Origin of the sequence: Micromonospora sp. NPDC048999 (assembly GCF_040649295.1) — a bacterium.
Taxonomy (GTDB): domain Bacteria; phylum Actinomycetota; class Actinomycetes; order Mycobacteriales; family Micromonosporaceae; genus Micromonospora.
Genome location: NZ_JBEZFI010000045.1, coordinates 17,588 through 36,132 on the forward strand (window position 1 = coordinate 17,588; position 18,545 = coordinate 36,132).

General features: G+C 73.0%; 18 protein-coding genes and 1 riboswitch. Of the genes, 9 read left to right on the forward strand and 9 right to left on the reverse strand.

The window, feature by feature from the left end; all coding sequences use genetic code 11:
• Positions 1-66: 66 nt before the first annotated feature.
• The 3 genes from AB0C02_RS28790 (at position 67) to AB0C02_RS28800 (ending at position 2,064) form a co-directional block, all read left to right on the forward strand.
• Positions 67-741 carry a peptidoglycan recognition family protein gene (locus tag AB0C02_RS28790; protein WP_357552210.1) on the forward strand — a complete coding sequence of 225 codons (675 nt, stop codon included), beginning with the start codon at positions 67-69 and terminating at the stop codon, positions 739-741.
• 143 nt (positions 742-884) lie between these two features.
• Positions 885-1,445, forward strand: a complete 561-nt coding sequence (locus AB0C02_RS28795; protein WP_357552212.1) for an NADAR family protein — start codon at positions 885-887, stop codon at positions 1,443-1,445.
• A gap of 103 nt (positions 1,446-1,548) precedes the next feature.
• Entirely contained in the window at positions 1,549-2,064 is a 516-nt protein-coding gene (locus AB0C02_RS28800; protein ID WP_357552214.1) for an NUDIX domain-containing protein, read from the forward strand.
• An 86-nt stretch (positions 2,065-2,150) separates the two neighbouring features.
• Here AB0C02_RS28800 and AB0C02_RS28805 read toward each other — a convergent pair whose 3' ends face one another.
• On the reverse strand, positions 2,151-2,690 hold the full coding sequence (locus AB0C02_RS28805; RefSeq protein ID WP_357552216.1) for an RNA 2'-phosphotransferase: 540 nt from the start codon (positions 2,688-2,690) through the stop codon (positions 2,151-2,153).
• Between the two features lie 77 nt (positions 2,691-2,767).
• Entirely contained in the window at positions 2,768-4,714 is a 1,947-nt protein-coding gene (locus tag AB0C02_RS28810) for an ABC transporter ATP-binding protein (protein ID WP_357552218.1), read from the reverse strand.
• 259 nt (positions 4,715-4,973) lie between these two features.
• Here AB0C02_RS28810 and pgi point away from each other — a divergent pair, with 259 nt between their 5' ends.
• Positions 4,974-6,608 (forward strand): glucose-6-phosphate isomerase, encoded by a 1,635-nt coding sequence (gene pgi / locus AB0C02_RS28815; protein WP_357552220.1) that lies wholly within the window; start codon positions 4,974-4,976, stop codon positions 6,606-6,608.
• A gap of 51 nt (positions 6,609-6,659) precedes the next feature.
• Here pgi and AB0C02_RS28820 read toward each other — a convergent pair whose 3' ends face one another.
• The 4 genes from AB0C02_RS28820 to AB0C02_RS28835 form a co-directional block, all read right to left on the reverse strand.
• Positions 6,660-7,625, reverse strand: coding sequence for a hypothetical protein (locus AB0C02_RS28820; protein WP_357552222.1), 966 nt, complete (start codon positions 7,623-7,625; stop codon positions 6,660-6,662).
• Positions 7,622-8,746, reverse strand: coding sequence for a transporter substrate-binding domain-containing protein (locus tag AB0C02_RS28825; protein ID WP_357552224.1), 1,125 nt, complete (start codon positions 8,744-8,746; stop codon positions 7,622-7,624). Before AB0C02_RS28825 ends, AB0C02_RS28820 begins: the two co-directional genes overlap by 4 nt.
• A 72-nt stretch (positions 8,747-8,818) precedes the next feature.
• Complete coding sequence (locus tag AB0C02_RS28830; RefSeq protein ID WP_357552226.1) at positions 8,819-9,226, reverse strand: type II toxin-antitoxin system Phd/YefM family antitoxin; 408 nt, start codon at positions 9,224-9,226, stop codon at positions 8,819-8,821.
• Positions 9,227-9,283: 57 nt separating this feature from the next.
• The gene (locus AB0C02_RS28835) at positions 9,284-9,841 is read right to left on the reverse strand and encodes a GNAT family protein (protein WP_357552228.1); all 558 of its coding nucleotides are present in this window, start codon (positions 9,839-9,841) and stop codon (positions 9,284-9,286) included.
• A gap of 68 nt (positions 9,842-9,909) precedes the next feature.
• On the opposite strand from AB0C02_RS28835, the gene AB0C02_RS28840 reads away from it, so the two are divergent.
• From AB0C02_RS28840 to AB0C02_RS28860, 5 genes are all read left to right on the forward strand, one after another.
• On the forward strand, positions 9,910-11,241 hold the full coding sequence (locus tag AB0C02_RS28840; RefSeq protein ID WP_357552230.1) for an SWIM zinc finger family protein: 1,332 nt from the start codon (positions 9,910-9,912) through the stop codon (positions 11,239-11,241).
• A complete protein-coding gene (locus tag AB0C02_RS28845; RefSeq protein WP_357552231.1) occupies positions 11,238-13,787 on the forward strand; it encodes a DUF6493 family protein in 2,550 nt (849 codons plus the stop codon). The genes AB0C02_RS28840 and AB0C02_RS28845 overlap by 4 nt, the downstream gene beginning before the upstream one ends.
• 66 nt (positions 13,788-13,853) lie before the next feature.
• Positions 13,854-13,966: riboswitch (SAM riboswitch) on the forward strand.
• Between the two features lie 265 nt (positions 13,967-14,231).
• Positions 14,232-15,089 carry an ABC transporter substrate-binding protein gene (locus AB0C02_RS28850; RefSeq protein ID WP_357552233.1) on the forward strand — a complete coding sequence of 286 codons (858 nt, stop codon included), beginning with the start codon at positions 14,232-14,234 and terminating at the stop codon, positions 15,087-15,089.
• Positions 15,090-15,130: 41 nt separating this feature from the next.
• Positions 15,131-15,919: an amino acid ABC transporter permease gene (locus tag AB0C02_RS28855; protein WP_357552235.1), complete on the forward strand. Its 789-nt coding sequence runs from the start codon at positions 15,131-15,133 to the stop codon at positions 15,917-15,919.
• Positions 15,916-16,653, forward strand: coding sequence for an amino acid ABC transporter ATP-binding protein (locus tag AB0C02_RS28860; RefSeq protein ID WP_357552237.1), 738 nt, complete (start codon positions 15,916-15,918; stop codon positions 16,651-16,653). Before AB0C02_RS28855 ends, AB0C02_RS28860 begins: the two co-directional genes overlap by 4 nt.
• Here the strand turns inward: AB0C02_RS28860 and AB0C02_RS28865 are convergent.
• Genes AB0C02_RS28865 through ribA form a run of 3 tightly spaced genes read right to left on the reverse strand, consistent with a single transcriptional unit; the run spans position 16,571 to position 18,519 of the window.
• On the reverse strand, positions 16,571-17,134 hold the full coding sequence (locus AB0C02_RS28865) for a hypothetical protein (protein WP_357552239.1): 564 nt from the start codon (positions 17,132-17,134) through the stop codon (positions 16,571-16,573). The genes AB0C02_RS28860 and AB0C02_RS28865 overlap by 83 nt on opposite strands.
• A 54-nt stretch (positions 17,135-17,188) precedes the next feature.
• The gene (locus AB0C02_RS28870; protein WP_357552240.1) at positions 17,189-17,881 is read right to left on the reverse strand and encodes a dihydrofolate reductase family protein; all 693 of its coding nucleotides are present in this window, start codon (positions 17,879-17,881) and stop codon (positions 17,189-17,191) included.
• Positions 17,878-18,519, reverse strand: a complete 642-nt coding sequence (gene ribA / locus AB0C02_RS28875; RefSeq protein ID WP_357552242.1) for a GTP cyclohydrolase II — start codon at positions 18,517-18,519, stop codon at positions 17,878-17,880. Before ribA ends, AB0C02_RS28870 begins: the two co-directional genes overlap by 4 nt.
• Between the last annotated feature and the right edge of the window lie 26 nt (positions 18,520-18,545).

Genomic DNA, 18,545 nt, shown 5'->3' on the forward strand with positions numbered 1-18,545 from the left:
ACGCGACGCCGCGACCCGGAGCAGCCGCCCGCCACCGGCGGCGTCCGTACCCTCCAGGAGGCCCCGATGTCCGCCCCCGTTCCCCGCCGGGCCGTGCTGCGCGGCGCGGTCCTGCTCGGCGCCGCCGCCGGCGCCACGGCGTTCAACCAGTTCGGCGACGACCGGGGCGCGCGGGCCGCCGCCACCCGGGTCGACCAGCCGGATATCGCCAACTGCGCGACCTGGGACGCCCGCCCGCCCTCGTCCAACGTGAGCGTGGTGCAGAGCAAACCCAACAAGATCATCGTCCATCACACGGCGTTCCCGAACACCACCGACTACAGCCTGGCGCAGGCCTACCGGAACTCCCGCGACATCCAGAACCTGCACATGGATACCAACGGCTGGCTCGACTCCGGGCAGCACTTCACCAACAGCCGGGGCGGCTTCCTCACCGAGGCCCGGCACGGCAGCCTGTACGCGCTGCTGCACGGGCAGACCATGGTCCAGGGCGCGCACTGCGTCGGGCAGAACAGCGAAGCCATCGGCATCGAGAACGACGGCATCTACGTCGACGTACAGCCGCCGAAGGCGCTCTGGGACAGCCTGGTGTGGTTCTGCGCGTTCACCTGCCAGCAGTACGGCATCCCGTCCCGCGAGATCTACGGGCACAAGGACTTCAACAACACCGAATGCCCTGGCCTCCTCCACGGTCGCCTCCCCGAGCTACGCACCGCCGTCGCCGCCCGCCTCGGCGGCTGACCCTTCCCCACGCCGTCGATCATGGAGTTGTGGCACCCGGTCAGCCCACACTTGTTGTCTTTGCGGACGACCACAACTCCATGATCGACACAAGCGCCAAAACGCGGAGGCGGAATCCCGGGGCGCTCGGGGAGACTGTCGGCATGTCGCCCCGATCAGTTGCCGAGCTCGTCGCCGTCGTCCGGTCCGGAAGGCCGGTGAAATACCTGCACTTCTGGGGTCACCGCCCGCAGCGCGACGGCAGCGTCGGCGCCGGCTGCCTGAGCCAGTGGTGGCCGGCGCCGTTCACCGTGGACGGCCGGACGTACACCACCGCCGAGCATTGGATGATGTGGCACAAGGCCACTCTGTTCGGCGACGCGGAGATCGCCGGGCAGGTTCTCACAAGCGCGCACCCACACCGGGCCAAGGCGCTCGGTCGGCAGGTCCGCGGCTTCGACGAGGCGACCTGGTTGGCGCGCCGCTACGAGATCGTGGTGGCCGGCAGCGTGGCCAAGTTCGGCCAGCACGAGGAGCTGACGCGGTTCCTGCTCGGCACCGGGAAACGGGTGCTTGTCGAGGCGAGCCCGGTGGACCGGATCTGGGGCATCGGCCTGGCCGCCGACGACCCGCGCGCCGAGGATCCGGCCCGCTGGCGGGGCGAGAACCTGCTCGGGTTCGCCCTGATGGATGCCCGCGCCGCCCTGCGCGAGGCCCGGCCGTGATCGCCCCGCACCCCGGGTCGGCCGGCAGATCCGCGGCCACCTGCGCCGCCCGCTCGGGACGAAGCCTGACGACTCGTGGGCCGGGCGGGTAACGTGCTGCGGCGTGAGCGTCACACCGCACTCGTACTGCTCGTACTGCGGCGTGGCCTACCCGGCGGGGGCCGGGTGGCCACGCGTCTGCGCGGCCTGCGGCGGCACGGTGTGGCGGAATCCGCTGCCCGTCGCGGTCGCGGTGCTGCCGGTGCGCACGCCGACCGGCCTCGGCGTGGTGGTGGTCCGCCGGGACATCGAGCCGGCCCGGGGGCGACTCGCGCTGCCCGGCGGGTTCATCGAGTACGGCGAGGAGTGGAACGAGGCGCTGGTCCGGGAGCTGCGGGAGGAGACCGGCCTGCTGGCCGAGGCCGGGGACGCGCGCCTGTTCGCGGTGCACGGGGCGCCGGCCGGCGGCACCATGATGGTCTTCGGTGTGCTGCCCGAGCAGGCGATCAACGACCTGCCGCCGTCGGCGCCGACCGAGGAGGCCACCGAGTGGCTGGTCGTCACCGAGCCGGTTGAGCTGGCCTTCTCCACCCACACCCGAGTCCTCGCCGCCTACCTCACCAACCAACACCAACCCTGACCGACGGTCGCCGAAGGGTCGATCATGAGGTTGGCACCCCTGATTTCGGCGGTGGCGGCAACCTCATGATCAACGCGAGCGTGGCATCAGGTGGCCAGGTAGGGGGGCGGCACCACGTCGGTGAGCCAGACGCCGTTGGGGCTGCGGTAGAAGACGTGGCCGTTGTGGGCCATGGCGGCGGCGTTGACGGTCAGCACCACCACCGCGCCGGCCCGGCGCGACCCGACCCGGCGGGCGGTCTCCACGTCCGGCGACAGGTGTACGTGGTGCCGGCGACCCCGGCGCAGCCCCTCGGCTCGGATCGCGGGCAGGACGCTGTCGCTCGTACCGTGGAAGAGCCGGTCGGGCGGCGGGGCCGGCGCCAGGCCGAGCTCGACCGGGACGGAGTGGCCCTGGTTGGCCCGGATCCGATCGGCGCCGTCGGGCCCGCGCTCGACGGCGAAGCGCTGCTTGTCGTTGCCGGCGACCACGACGTCGAGCTGGGCGCGGGTGATCCCCAGCGCGGCGAGCAGGTCGGCGACCGGCGTCCAGCCCGCCCGGTCGAGGGTCAAACCGAACCGGTCCGGGCGGTGCCGCAGCGCGAAGGACATCTGCTTGCTCACCCGGACGAGGTCACGACGCTCCACGCCGACAGTGTGGCGTACCTCGGTGCAGCGGTCGACGGATATCAGCTGGGCGGAACACTCGTGCCCTTGCTGACCGTTCAGCCGGTGCCCTCCCCCGCCCCGGCCAGGTAGCCGGCGGCCTGGAGTTGGAACAGCTCCCGGTACGGGCCGTCCTGCGCCATCAGCTCCTCGTGCCCACCCTGCTGGACCAGCCGGCCATGGTCGAGCACGAAGATCTGGTCGGCGTGCCGGACGTTGGCCAGCCGGTGGGTGATGAGGACGACCGCCCGGTCGGGGTGCCGCCGCAGGTGCTGGAACAGGGCGTGCTCGGCGCGAGCGTCCAGGGCCGCCGAGGGCTCGTCGCAGATCAGCAGCGGGGCGTCCCGGTAGAGGCCGCGGGCGGCGACGAGGCGCTGCCACTGCCCGCCGGACAGGTCCTGGCCGTTCTTGAACTCCCGGTCCAGCAGCGTGTCGTACCCGAACGGCAGCCCGCTGATCATGTCGTGGGCGGCGGCGCCCCGGGCGGCGTCCTCGACGCTCGGTCCGGGGTGGTCGGCGGCGCGGTCGTGCCGACCGATGCGGATGTTCTGACCGGCGGTGAAGGGGAACCTCCACCAGTCCTGGCTCACCACCGCCACCTGCGCGGCCGTCTGTCGCAGGTCCAGTTCGTTGGTGTCCACACCGTTCCAGCGGATCGCCCCGTCGCTGGGCCGGTAGAGGCCGGCGATGAGTTTGGCGAGACTGGTCTTGCCGGAGCCGTTCTCCCCGACCAGGGCCACCACCTCGCCTCGCCGGATGGTGAGGCTGACCTGGTCCACGGCCGGGGTATCGGTGTCGGGATAGCGGAATGTCACCCGGTCCAGCTCGATCCGGTCGACGGTGTCGACGGGTCGACCGCCGCCGGTCGGCACCCGCAGTCGGGCCCGGTCGAGGAAGCTCCGGTAGTCCTGGTAATAGAGGGCGTCCTCGTAGAGCGAGTTGGTGGCGAAGACGGCGGTCCGCAGGCCGGCCCGTGCCGACTGCAACGCGAGCAGGGCTGTCGCGGCGGCGGCCAGCGCCACCACGCCGCCGAGCAGCAGGCCACCGAGCACCGCGTAGAGGGCGAACGCGGCGATCCCGGTGACCGACAGGCCAGCCGCCCGGGTGATGCTCTGCGCGCGGGCCAGCCGCAGCTCGGCACGGGTCTCCAGGCCCATCATCCGGCGGAACTCGGCGAGCAGGAACTCACGCATCTGGCACGCCCGAACCTCGGCGGCGGTGTGCCGGTCGGCCATCAGGTGGGCGAGCATCCACATCCGACGGCGGCGGGTGACCCGGGCCAACCAGTCGAGGTGCTGACGGCGGGCCAGCTTCACCGCGGTCACCGCCTCCGGGGCCGCGGCTGCCAGCAGGCAGGGCAGCAGCATCGGCTGGATCACGGTGATCGCGGCGGCGGTGGCCAGCACACCGACCACCCCGGTGACCAGGTTGACCGTGTCGTTGACGATCGAGCCGGCCTCGGCTATGCCCCGGTCCCGGGCCCGGTCCATCTCCTCGGCGAAGCCGGCGTCGTCGAACGCGGCCAGCTCCACCGCCGTGGTGGTCTCGAAGAGCCGCAGCTCGACCGCGTAGTTGATCTGCGGGATCAGGCGGGCCTGCGCCCAGCCGGCGGCGACGGTCAGCGCGCCGCGTACGGTCACCGCCGCCGCCGCGAGGCTCAGGGCCGGCAGCGCCGCGCGGATCCGGTCCGGCGTCGGGCCGGCGGCGAAGAGCTGCTGGAGCACCCCGGTGGTGGCGAGCAGACCGAGGGTGGTGAGCACGCCGGCGGCCACGTTCAACCCGATCGAGGCGACCGTGTCCCGGCGGTTGGTCGCCCAGGCCAGCGCGATGGCCTCGCGGACCAGGGCCGGTAGCCGGCGGGCCACCGACCCGAAGCTGGTGTGGGCGAACTCGGTGGCCCGGTGCATCCAGTGGCCGTCCTCCAGCTCCGGCAGCGCCGACTCCTCGGCGTCGTCGGTCGGCTCGTCCTCGTCGGACGGCGGGCGGGGGCCGATCACGGTCGTCATGGGGCCTCCTCACCAGTGCGGGCCAGCCACCGGAGCTTACTTTCCGCTACCGATTACTGTCTTCACGCAACCGGCGTGTCGAACAGATGTCTCAACGCCGGGTCGGCGCCGGCGGTCGGCCCGGCGACGTCCACAGGGTGGTCGATGCCGTGTCACGTCGCGCCAGCCCCCGCGCGGGTGGCAGGCTGGTGGGGTCCGCCGGCAGCGGGGCAACGGCGGCCCGCTGGCAGACCCTCGTCATGAAGGAGAAGATCGCCCGATGGCTGTGGACATCACCACCACGGACGAATGGCAGGCCCTGCGCAAGCATGCCGAGGCGCTGCGCGGCACCCACCTGCGGGAGCTGTTCGCCGCCGACGAGCAGCGGGGCGACCGGCTCACCGCCGACGTCGCCGACCTGCACGTGGACTACAGCAAGAACCTGATCACCGACGAGACGCTGCGCCTGCTCACCGCGCTCGCCGAGCGGGTCCGGCTGACCGACCGGATCGCCGCCATGTTCGCCGGGGAACACATGAACTCCACCGAGGACCGGGCCGTGCTGCACACCGCGCTGCGCCTGCCGCCCGACGCGTCGCTGGTGGTCGACGGGCAGGACGTGGTCGCCGACGTGCACGGGGTGCTGGACCGGATGTCGGCCTTCGCCGACCGGATCCGCTCGGGCACCTGGCGCGGTCACACCGGCGAGCGGATCCGCACCGTGGTCAACATCGGCATCGGCGGCTCCGATCTCGGGCCGGTGATGGCGTACGAGGCGCTGAAGGCGTACCGGGACGCGGGGATCGCCTGCCGGTTCGTGTCCAACATCGACCCGACCGACATCCACGACAAGACGACCGACCTGGACCCGGCCAGCACGCTGTTCGTCGTGGTCTCCAAGTCGTTCTCCACCCAGGAGACCCTGGCCAACGCCAACCAGGCCCGGCGTTGGCTGCTCGCCGGGCTGGACGCGGACGACTCCGCCGTCGCCCGGCACTTCGTCGCGGTGAGCACCAACGAGCAGCGGGTACGCGACTTCGGCATCGACCCGGAGAACATGTTCGGCTTCTGGGACTGGGTGGGCGGTCGATACTCGCTGCCCTCGGCGGTCGGGCTGTCGGTGATGCTGGCGATCGGGCCGCAGCGGTTCCGGGAGATGCTGGCCGGCTACCACGCCGTCGACGAGCACTTCCGCAACACGTCGATCGAGCAGAACGTGCCGGCGCTGCTGGGCCTGCTCAACGTCTGGTACACCGACTTTCTCGACGCGCAGACCCACGCGGTGCTGCCGTACGCGCAGTATCTGCACCGGTTCCCGGCGTACCTGCAGCAGCTCACCATGGAGAGCAACGGCAAGTCGGTGACGGTCGACGGCACGCCTGTGACGTACCCGACCGGGGAGATCTTCTGGGGCGAGCCCGGCACCAACGGCCAGCACGCCTTCTACCAACTGATCCACCAGGGGACGCGGCTCGTTCCTGCCGACTTCATCGCGTTCAGCCAACCCAACCACGACCTCGGGGACATGCACGACCTGTTCATGTCGAACTTCTTCGCCCAGACCGCCGCGCTCGCCTTCGGGCGTACCCGGGAGCAGGTCGAGGCGGAGGGCACCCCGGCCGACGTGGTGCCGCACCGGGTGATGCCGGGCAACCGCCCGTCCACGTCGATCATCGCGCCGAAGCTCACCCCGTCGACGCTCGGCCAGCTGATCGCCCTCTACGAGCACATCGTCTTCACCGAGGCTGCGGTCTGGGACATCAACGCGTTCGACCAGTGGGGCGTGGAGCTGGGCAAGGTGATGGCCAACCAGCTCGCGCCGAAGCTGACCGGAGACGCACCGGAACTCGGCGACGTGGACTCCTCCACCGCCGCGCTGATCCGCCGCTACCGCGCCCAACGCGGCCGGGCCTGAGGACGTACGCCGGTGGCGGTGACCGGGTCGCGGTCGCCGCCACCGGCGTGGTCAGCCCGTCTCCGCCAGCCGGCCGGAGCAGCGGCCGTCGATCGGCTCGGGTCGTTGCCGCGGCATCATCCAGTCCAGCGCGGTCTGCTCGACCGGCCAGCCGTGCACCGTGACCTCGCTGACCGGCACCCGTTCGGGGCCGGGGCAGAGGAGCTGGGCCCGTACCTGCTCGTTGGGAATGAACCGGACCCGGCTGCTCCGGTCCAGCACGATGGTCATCCGGTCGGTCACGGTGACCGCCTGGCCGGGCACCACCTCGACCGCAGGCTCGGGCGGCGGCGGCCCGACCTCGACCGCCACCGCCGGCAGCAGCGGCACCTGCAGGAACACCGTGCCGGTGACCAGCGGCACCATCGCGGCGACCAGGTAGGACGCCAGCTGGGTCAGCAGCGGTGCGGACCGGCGTGGGAGCGGCCCGGTGAGCACCACGGCCGCCGCCGGGGGCACCCCGAGCAGCGCCGCGGTGGCCAGCTCACCGTGCCGCAGCGCCGAGACGATCGCCGGAGCGAGCCAGACGTACGCGACCAGGCCGGCGAGCAGTGGCAGCACCAACCCCAAGGCGAGCAGCAGGTCAGCGCGGTCGGGATACCGGTAGCGGACCCGCAGCCCGATGAGCCATACCACGATCATCAGCAGCGCCGGCAGGAAGCGCATCTGCCAGGTGAGCGCCGCCAGCACCGACGCCGCAGCCAGCACCCAGCCCGGGGTACGCGCGGTCACGTACGCCAGCAGCGACCGGTCGGGGTCGAAGCGTTCGGGGGCGCTGACCCGCAGCACCGAGCCGAGCACGCCGGTGCCGAGCACCACCAGTGGGAACGCCCAGACCAGGGCGATGAGCAGCGCGCTGAGCAGGCCGAGCGGGCTGACGTACTGCACCAGCAGCAGCATGGTCGGCATGTCCTGCCGGCTGAGCTGCCACAGACGCAGCACCAGCAGCAGGACGGGAAACGCCGGCAGCAGCGTCAACAGCCACTGCTGCCCCTGCCGCGCGCCCGCCCGGCGCGTCGGGCTGCTCGCCGGGCGGGGTCCAACGGGACGAGGATCATCGACTCCCACGGCCACTGACGCACCTTCACCTTCCGGCACTCGGGCTGCTGCCCCACCGCCACCTGCTGCGGCCCGTTGGCGGGCGGCGGCCCGTTGGCGGGCTGCTCCCGGGCCAGGTTGGCCTCGAACGCGGCGTCCCAGGCGTCCCGGCCCGGCCGGGTGGCGGCCTGGTAGAGGGACCAGTCCACCAGCTCCTTCATCGCGTGGTTCGGGCCGGTGTTCACCCCCCACTTCTCCGCCGCATCCTCGCCGATGTCCCAGTGCCGCAACGGCTTCACCCCGTGCAGCGGGTGCTTCGGCTTCGCGTCCGGGGCCAGCGGCGCCACGAAGCCGGCGAGGATTGCGGCGTCGGTGGTAACCGCGTCGACGGTTCCGTTGTAGAGCGCCTGCACGCACTCGCTGATCCGATTCTTGCCGCTGGCCTCGGCGCCGTACTCGCGCAGCCGCAGCTCCGAGGTGGAGGTGGCCAGGGTGCAGACCCGGCGTCCACGGAGGTCGCGCAGACCGTTGACCGGGCCCGAGTAGCTGCTCAGCGTCAGCACCGACTGCTCCGTCTCCAGGTAGGGCTCGGAGAAGACGACACCCTGGTCCCGGCGTTGCTGGCTGATGCTGTACGAGGCGATGACCAGGTCCACCGTGACGAATGCGCTGCCGTCGTACGCCTGCCGGCGGGCCCGGTCCTCGCTCTCGATCGGCAGGAACCTCACCTGCCGGCGCTTGAAGCCGAGGTCGGCCGCGATCATGTAGGCAATGTCGATGTCGAAGCCGCGGTAGCTGCCGTCCTCCATGAGCTGGGAGACCCCGGGCTGGTCGTCCTTGACCCCGATCAGGAGCTCCTGCTTGCCGTCCAGGCCGGCCTGACTGCGCAGGTCGGCCAGGGTGGGTGGACCGGTGGCGGTGACCACGCCGACCACCGCGACGGCGAGCAGCACAAGCACCACCAGCAGGGCCGACAGCCGGATTAGCCGGAGCCGGGCGGCACGCCTCGGGGTGATGAGCGGCGTCGGTGTGACGATGCCCGGTTCGCTGACCTGACTCACGTCCGTCCTCCCGCCTTTGGTGGGAAGCTTCCATTGTGGTGGATCGGGTCAAGGGCGTAGGGGACCCGCGGGTCAGCCGCATAGCAGCTGCGCGTGCGCGGCGCGCAGCCGGGCCAGTGTCGGGTCGCCGGGCACGCGGCGATCCAGCTCGGCCCAGACCTCGGCGAGGGCGTCGGTGAGCGCGCGCCGCTCGGCCGCGTGCCGCCGGCTGCTCTGCCGGTGCAGCTCCTCGAGGCGACGGGACCAGCCGGCGCTGATCGCGGCGAGCCGTTCGGCGTCGGCGCGGGCCTGCGCCGCCGTGCGGGCGGCCGCGGCGGGCACGATCGCGGCGACCGGACGAGGGTCGCCGTCGCGAGTGACCACGGTGACGGTGTCGGTCAGCTCGGCGAGGGCGACGAGCTGGGTGAGCCGGGTGCGGACCTCACGCAGCGGCAGAGTGCGCGGCTGAGGGGACCGGTCGGCCAGTGCGGGGACAGCCATGGACACATGTTGACGTCCGGGTACGACAAAATCACGTCGCGTGTCCGCCATAGGCGGTCAGCGGGCCGGCGTCTGCGCCGTCCACTCGGGGGCCAGCACCGACCAGACTTCCATGTCGGCCCGGCCGGTCGGCCCCGGGGCGGCCTCGCGGAGGACGCCGTCGCGGCGCATGCCCAACCGCCGTGCGACGGCGATGCTGCGGTCGTTGCCGGCCTTGGTCACCCACTCCACCCGGTGGATGCCCCGTGCCTGGATCGCCCAGTCGATGATCACGCGGGCGGCGCGGGTGACGAGGCCCTGACCTTCGGCGGCGGCTTCCAGCCAGCAGCCGGCCTCACCGACGCCGGTGGTGGTGTTGAGCGACACGAACAACACGCCGCCGACCAGGCGGCCACGCTGCCAGATGCCCCAGATCCCGCCGTCGTCGCGCGCCCACCGGTCGGCGTAGTTCTGCAGGACCCGGCGGGCGGACTCGGCGTCGGTGGCCACGAAGGAGGCGCCCACCCACGGGGCGATGTGCTCCCGGCAACGGTCGAGGTTGGCGAGGAACTCGTCGGCGTGCCACGGTTCGAGCGGCCGCAGCTCGGCGTCGTCGGTCAGGGACAGGGCGAACATCGGAAAAAACTAGCAGGCCGGGAGCCGGCCGCCGGAGGATGTCGGTCGGTCGCCCTACGGTGTGCGCCGTGAACGCCGTCCAGACGTACCGATACCTCCAGCCGTCCGCGTTGCGCCCCGCCGGTCTCGACCTCCAGACCTGTGGTGGGCCGGCCGCCAACCCGCGCTTCTTCAGCGGTTTCCTCACCACGCCCGCGGCGGCGGCCGCCGGCCTGCTCGCCGTCGCCGAGGTGGCCCGCACCCGCTATCACCAGCCGGTCAGCCCGGCGAGCCTGGATCCGGTGGTGACGGGCAGCCGCGACCGCCTGCGCTTCGAGTCCTTCTCCGGCTGTTGCGGTGTCTATGCGCGGATGGACGTGGTGCCGGCCGGGTTCGACGGGGAGATCGTCGGGCACGGCACCACCAACGTCGACGTCAACCCACCGTTGCGGGAAGCGCTCGCCCGGGTGGGCGGGATCGAACCGTTGCACGTGGCCGTCGGCCCGGAGGACCTGACGGTCTCCACGATGGACGGGGCGGTGGTGGAGAGGAAGGTCCCGCTGCCGGGGCGCTGGCTGCGCGGCTTCGCCGAGGTGCACGTGCTCGCCGCCGCGTTCGAGCCGCGTGCCGAGATCCCCGCCGCCGAGGCGGCCGCGTTCCTGCGCCGGCTCCCTCGGGGCGACCGTTCCGTGCTCTGGGCGGTGCCCGCCGGGCGTGGTCTCCGGCTGACCTCGCGGCCGGTGCCCGGGGCCGTCTGCCTGGCCGGCGCGGGTCGGCTGGCGGCCCTGCGCGGCCTGCTCCGGCACGCGCGCACCCTGCGGGTGTACGGGCCGCCGGTGCGGGCCGGTTCACCCGCGGTGGCGAGCACCTGGGAGCTCGACACCGGCGCGCTGCGGCTGTCGCTGACCCTCTCACCCGAGCCGTACCGGGGGTTCTCCGGCGAGGGGGCCGCCCTGCTCGCGCTCGCCGGTGACGAGGTGGTCGACGACGCGGAGCTGGTCGGCGGCCTGCTGTCGTGGGACCCGACGATCGACGTCGCGGCGCTCGCCGACGCCGTCGGCCTGCCCGACGACCGGGTACGCGCGGCCCTGGCCCAGCTCGGTACCGCCGGGCGGGTCGGCTTCGACGTGGCGGACGGCGGGTACTTCCACCGGGTGATGCCGTACGACGCGGGCCGGGCCGAGCGGGACAATCCGCGCCTGGTCGGGGCACGGGTGCTGGTCGAACGCGGCGCGATCGAGTGGACGGACGCGCACGCGACGGTACGCAGCGGCGAGGAGGTCTACCGGGTGCGGCGGCGGCCGGACGGGGCGTACACCTGCTCCTGCCGCTGGTGGGGGCGGCATCAAGGGCAGCGTGGGCCCTGCAAGCATGCGCTGGCCGTGTCGATGATGACGACGCCGGCGGAGGTGGGGGTGTGAACGACTTCTTCAAATCCCTGGTCCGCGGCCGCGCTTCCGCCGTTCAGGCGGCGCTGGCCGGGCTCGACGAGCCGGCACGCCGCGCGCTCGGCGACGAACTGGTCGCGCACGTCCAGCGGCGGCGGGACAACTGGTGGGCTGGCAGGGAGGCTACCGCGCTGGCGGTGGCCGCCGTGGGCACGTTGAGCACCGCGACGAAGGCGGCGGCGCTACTGGGTCGGCGATCGGTGTCGCTGCAGGACGCCGACCCGGAGCCGGTGATCGAGACGGCCCGGCAGCGCGGGGTGGTCTGGCTGGCCGACCTGGCGTACCGGTTGGCCGAGCGGCTGCCCCGGAACGACCCCGGGGACGGCTGGCACTTCGTCGCGGACCTGCTGGTGGCAGAGAAGGTGGCGCCGCCGACCGGGGACACGTTCGTCGCGGGCTGGGCGCAGGCGATGTGGTGGCACCCCGGCAACCGGGAGCGGCACCTTCCCCTACTCGACTGGCTGCGGGCCGACCCGTTCCTGGACGTGCTGCTGCCACGACTGTTCGAGGTGGACGGCGTCGGCCTTGAGCTGACGTCGGGGGGTTTCGGCGACGACCGACAGGCGGCACCCCGGGCCCTGGCCACGCTGGCGGCGGAGGGGCGGCTGGACCGCTCGGCGCTGCTCGACGGCGCCCTCGGGCGGCTGCTGCGCGGGGACCGGCCGGCCGCGCTGCGGCCGTTCGTCGACCTGCACGACCTGCTCGCACCCACCCCGGGCGAGGTGACGGCGCGGGCGGCCACGCACCTGCGGCTGCTCGCCGACGGGCCCGGGCCGGTCGCCGCCATGTCGCAGCGGGCGCTCCGGGGCCTCGCCGGCGACGTGGAACTGGAGTCGCTGCTGGACGCCTCGCGGGCGGTGCTGACCCGCCCGGAGAAGGCGCTCGTACGGGGGCAGCTGTCCTGGCTGGACCGGCTCGCCCGGCAGCGCCCGGACCGGGCGGCGGAGATCGCGGCCGTCGTGGCGGTGGCCGCCGAGCACCCGGCGGCGGACCTGCGGGACCGGGCGGTCGTGATCGCCGCGCGGCACGGCCACCCGGCGGTCGCCGCCGTCACCGTGGCGGTGGCCGGGGACGAGCTGCCGGTGGGGGTGCCGGCCGCTGCCGCCCCGCCGCCGATCGCCGAGGTGGACGAGCTGGTCGAGGAGGTGTCGGCGCTGCTCGGCGGTCGGTGGCCGGCGCTGGCGGTCGAGCGGGTCCTCGACGGGCTGGTCCGGCTGGGAACGACCGACCGGGAGCGGCTGGAGACGGCCCTGCTGCCGGTGCTGCAACGCCACCAGGTGAGCGCGGACCACAGGTGGGGGGCCTTCAACGTCTCGGTCCAGTTGCGTGCGGTCCTGCTGGCCGCAGCCGCCCCGGCCGAGGCGGCCAACCGCCGCGACCAGTGGGCCGACCTGCTCAACGAGTGCGACCGCCGGACGCTGCGCCCGTTCCGGGGCCCGGCCGTCGAACCGGCCGGCCGATCCGCGCTGACGCAGCTGTACTGCGCGCGGCTCGCCGAGATCGGGCAACGGCTGGACGGGCGGCACGACCCCGGCCTGCTCGCCGCGCCCACCTCGGCCACCGGCGCCCTCGACCCGGCCGCACTGTACGACCGGTTGGCATCGCTGGGCGACCGCCCGGTCTGGCGGTGGGATCTCACCCAGGCGCTGCTGCGGCTGCCGTCCGTGGTGGACGAGGCGCTGGCGGCCCGCGCGGCGGCACTCGGCACGCCGGCCGGCGACGAGCTGGCCAGCTGGCTGCGCGGCGACGCTCTCCCGGCACCGGCCCACCAGGTGGTGACCGTCGGTCGGCGGGACCGATCGGGCTCCTACGACTGGGGATACGACCGGTTGCCGGTGCGGCGGACGCTGGCCGCCACGACGCCACCGGAGGGCGTGGTGGACCGGCTCGGTCTGCTCACCGTCACGCCGCAGCCGGTGGGGCGGCACTACGGCGGCAGGGGCAACCTCTGGCTGACGGTTTTGCCCGGGCACCGGGGCCTGGTGGCCGCACACCTGCTTCCCGAGATCGCCGCGGCGGCGCAGGAGGACGTCCAGGGGGGCGCCACGATCCTGCCGGCGCTGGCCGAGTGCACCGGCGCGGGCGGTCCGGCGCTCGACCTGGCCCTGGCGTACGGGCTGTGCGCCCGGCACGAGGTGGACCGGGTCGCCGCGCTCGACGCCATGCTGATGCTGGCCGGGGCGGGAGACCTGGACGCGCCGGCCGTCGGCGGGCACCTGGGCGCGCTGGCGGCGGACGGCCAGCTGACGCTGACCCGGGCGGTGACGCCGCTGCGCGACGCGGTCGCGGCCGGCGCCCGGCTGAGCATCTGGCGGCTGCTCGCCGCGGCGCTGCCGCCGCTGCTGGCCGCGCCCACACCGCCCCGCGGCACCCCGGACCTGCTCACCCTGGCCGCCGAGACAGCCACCGCGACCGGCGTACGAATCGACGTGCCGGGCCTGGCCGACGTGGTGGCGCGGGGCGGCGGGAGTCGCCTGGTGACCGAGGCCCGGCGGCTCGCCCGGGCACTCGCCACCTGACCGGCACGTGAGGGTGATCATAACGGCTGGACGTCGCGGGGGGAGCTGCTGCTAACCTCTGCGGCAGGTCATGAGCGCCAGCGTCAAGCCCCGGCTCGCTGGCCGGCAACCCTCCTCCGCGGTGGGGTGCCCCGGGTGAAGACCAGGCATCGGCAGGGACGCCGGTGCAAGCGTGGCCTGGTACCCAGGTCATCACCGACCAGAGGGAACCATGTCTGCACATTTTCGCACCCCGCCTGTTGACGGCGTCGGCTACCCGGCTGATTTCACGCTGGTCAAGCGCCGGCACGTCGACCTGATGCGGGTATGCACCGACGCCTGTCGCCACGCCGGCGCGCGCTGACGCGTCACCTCCTTTTCCCGAACCACCCTTCCGGCTCGCCCGCCCGTTGGCGTGCCGTCGGCGGCGTGCGCCCACGTCGCCATCGGACCCTGGAGACAATCGTGCGATTCCTTCCTGCCCTGACCCGCGTCGCCGCGTTCGGCGCCGCCGCCGTGCTCGCCGCCGCCAGCCTTACCGCCTGCGGCAACGGCGGGTCCACCGACGCGGCCGCCAACCCGTACGGCCTGCTCCAGCCCGGCGTGCTCCGGGCCGGCACGCTCACCGACGCCCCGCCGAACATCTACCTGAAGGACGGCAAGTTCACCGGGTTCGACAACGACCTGCTCACCGCGGCGGCCGCGAAGGTGGGCCTGAAGGTCGAGTTCGTCGGTACCGACTTCTCGGCGCTGCTCTCCCAGGTCAACAACCGCAAGTTCGACGTGGGCAGCTCGTCCATCACCATCACCGAGGCCCGGAAGAAGACCGTCGACTTCGGCAACGGCTACGACTTCGGCTACTTCGGCCTCGACGTGCCGGCCGGCTCGTCGATCACCAGCTTTGACCAGCTCGACGGCAAGCGGGTCGTGGTCGTGCAGGGCACCGTGCAGGACGACTACGCCACCGGCAGGGGCCTCGACCCGGTGCGGGTGCCGGACTACAACGGCGCGCTGAACCAGCTCAAGGCCGGCACCGCCGACGCCTGGATCGCCCCGGCCGAGATCGGCGACAAGTCGGCCGAGGACAGCAACGGCAAGATCAAGGTGGCCGCCAAGCAGCTCAGCCCGGCCCCGACCGCGTACGCCTTCGCGAAGGGCAACGACAAGCTGCGCGAGGCGCTCAACAAGGGCCTCGACGAGGTGATCGCCGACGGCACCTGGAGCCAGCTCCAGGCGCAGTACTACCCGGGCCGGCCGATCCCGGCCGACTTCAAGCCGGGCAGCGGCACGGTCGCGGTGCCGTCGCCGTCGGCCGCTTCCTGACGTACGGCGATCGAGCAAGAGCGGGGCGGTAGGAGAAGACGATGGATCCGTTGCGCACCCTGTGGGAGACGTTCTTCGACTGGGACGCCATGCGTGAGGCGTTGCCCGAGATGCTGACCGTCGGGCTGCCGAACACGCTGATCCTGGCGGTCTCCGCCGCCCTGCTCGGCTCGGTGCTGGGCATGCTGCTGGCCGTCGCGGGCATCTCGCGTACCCGGTGGTTGCGGTGGCCGGCCCGGGTCTACACCGACGTGTTCCGCGGCCTGCCGGCGGCGGCGACCATCCTGCTCATCGGGGTCGGCCTGGCGCCGCTGGGCATGCAGGTGTGGGGGCCGAACCCCTACCCGCTCGGCGTGCTGGCGCTGTCGTTGATCGCCGCCGCCTACATCGGGGAGATCTTCCGCTCCGGCATCCAGAGCGTCGAGGCCGCCCAGCTGGAGGGGGCCCGGGCGCTCGGCTTCTCCTGGAGCGAGGCGATGCGGCTGGTGATCATCCCGCAGGGCGTACGACGGGTGCTGCCCGCCTGGGTGAACCAGCTCATCGCCCTGATCAAGGACTCCAGCCTGGTCTACTTCCTCGGTCTGCTGGCCAGCCAGCGGGAGCTGTTCCGGATCGGCCAGGACTACGCGGCCACCACCGGAAACGAATCCGCCCTGCTGCTGGCCGGCCTGTGCTACCTGGCGCTGACCGTGCCGCTGACCCACGCGGTCAACTGGATCGACCGTCGGCTGCGCCAGGGCCGGACGGTCGCCGTCGCCCCGGACGACACCGAGCCGGACCTCGTCGGGGAGACCGACCTGCCCACCACCGCACGGAGGGACCCGCGATGAGCACCCCCACCTCGGTCAGCCTGACCGTTCGCGATGTGCACCTCGCTTTCGGCGCCAACAACGTGCTGCGCGGCGCCGACCTGACGGTGCAGCGGGGCGCGACCGCCTGCGTGATCGGCCCGTCCGGCTCCGGCAAGTCGACCCTGCTGCGCACCATCAACCGGCTCATCGAGCCGGACCGCGGCGACGTGCTGCTGGACGGCCGCAGCGTGCTGCGCGACGACCCGGACGCGCTGCGCCAGCGGGTCGGCATGGTCTTCCAGCAGTTCAACCTGTTCCCGCACATGACCGTGCTGCGCAACATCACCCTCGCCCTGCGCAGGCTCAAGAAGCTCGGTGAGGACGAGGCGGTGCAGGTCGCCCGGGCCCAGTTGGAGCTGGTCGGGCTGGCCGGCAAGGCCGACGCCCGGCCGGCGCACCTCTCCGGCGGGCAGCAGCAACGGGTGGCGATCGCCCGGGCGCTGGCCCTGCGCCCACAGGTGATGCTCTTCGACGAAGCCACCTCGGCGCTCGACCCCGAGCTGGTCAAGGGCGTGCTCGGGGTGATGGCCGACCTTGCCGCCGCCGGCATGACGATGGTGGTGGTCACCCACGAGATGGGCTTCGCCCGCGAGGTCGCCGACACGGTGGCCTTCATGGACGCCGGCGTTGTCATCGAGGCCGGTGAGCCGGCCGCCGTTTTCGAATCACCGGAGCACCCGCGGCTGCGCCGGTTCCTGTCCCAGGTGCTCTGACGCGGGCCGCTGCCCGGCTCCGCTCCCTCGTCCTCCGGTAGCGGCGGCGGGTGGCGCGCTCCGAGCCCGCCCACAGCCAAAAGATCGCCGCGGCCAGCCCGGCGGCACCCACCACGATTGGCAGCCAGTGCGGCAGCTGGCCCTTGAGCGAGGGCGGGAGCGCGCAGCCCGCAGGGCCGTAGTCGACGGTGACCTGGGAGTGCACCGCCGGCAGGCGGCCATTGGGGAAGGCCGTCCGGTCGATGCCGCAGAGGACCGGAAAGTCGTCGGCCGAGTCCACCCGCAGCAGCACGGACACCGCCCGGCCGGTTTCGTCCCGTTGCACCTCGAACACCACGGCCGGGGTCAGCACGCCGGCCGGTGGTGGTGGCGCTGGCGGATCGGACAAGATCCCGCCGATCATCAGCAGCGCGCAGGGCAGCAGGAAGACGAGCGGGGTGAACGGGTAGATCGGGGGGACGGAGGACCCGGTCGCTGGCATGCGCCGACCGTAGCGGGATCGATCAAGGTTGGTCGGGTGCTCGCCCCCCGGGGCTCAGCCGCCCTCGCAGCGGTCGGAGAGGGCGTAACGGGTGAGCACCACGTCGTCGATCTGGCGTACCTCGACGATCCGGGCGCGGCGCCCCGGATGCCACGGGAAGCGCCCGTCCCGCACGAACCGGGGCGCCCGCTGGTCGCCGACGAAGAACGGGGCGACCACCAGGTGCAGCTCGTCGGCGAGGCCGGCGGTGAGGAACTGGGCGTGCACGCTGCCGCCGCCCTCCACCAGGAGCCGGCCTACGCCCCGGGCGGCGAGGTCGGCGAGCACCGCCTCGGGCTTGACCGGGTCGCCCGCGTCGACCACGGTCGCCACCCCGCCCACCTGTTCCCGGGTCTTCTCCGCCGCGCCGGGCGGGCAGTAGACGAGCTTCGCGCCGTCGCCGAGGGTGAAGAAACGGGCGGCCGGGTCGAGGTCGCCGCTGCCGGTGACGGTGACCTTCAGCGGCGACGGGGGCAGGCCGCGCGCCACCCGATCGGCCTGCCGCCGGGCCGAGCGCACCAGCAACCGTGGGTCGTCCTGGCGGACCGTGGCGGCGCCGACCAGGATCGCGTCGCACCCGGCCCGGACCCCGTCGATTCGGTCGAAATCGGCGCTGTTGGAGAGCAGCAGCCGCTCGGTGGTGGCGTCGTCGATGTAGCCGTCGATCGACATCGCGCAGCTGAGCAGCACGTATGGCCGCGCGATCATGGCACGAACGGCAGATCGAGGGCGTGGTCGGCGCGGGTCATCTTCGCCGCCAGGTAGTCGGCGTTCGCCGGAGACAGGTGCACCCCGGTCGGCACCCGGTCGACCACCGTCACGCCCAGCCGGTCGAGCTGGTCCGCCTTGTCCGGGTTGTTGCTGAGCAGGGCGACCCGGGAAACGCCCAGCGCGGCGAGCATCTGCGCGGCCACCGTGTAGTCGCGTTCGTCGGCGCCCCGGCCCAGCGCCACGTTCGCCTCGTAGGTGTCCAGGCCCCCGTCCTGGAGGGCGTACGCGTCGAGCTTGGCGTACAGGCCGATGCCCCGGCCCTCCTGGCGCAGGTAGAGCAGGTAGCCGCCGGCCTCGGCGATCCGCTCGACCGCTTCCCGCAGCTGCGGCCCGCAGTCGCAGCGTTGGCTGCCGAACACGTCGCCGGTGAGGCATTCGCTGTGCGGGCGGACCAGTGGCGGGTCCGGGTGCGACGCGGCGCCCGCCCGGTCGCCGAGCCCGAAAGCGAGGTGCTCGCGGCCGTCGACCAGGCCGTGGAAGGAGTGGACCCGGGCGGTGGTGACGTAACCGTCGGGGAACCCCAGCGGGACCGTGACCTGGTTCCGGACCCTAGCCATGGGCAGCGTTTCGTCCATCGTCATCCTCCGTCCGGGGCTGCCGG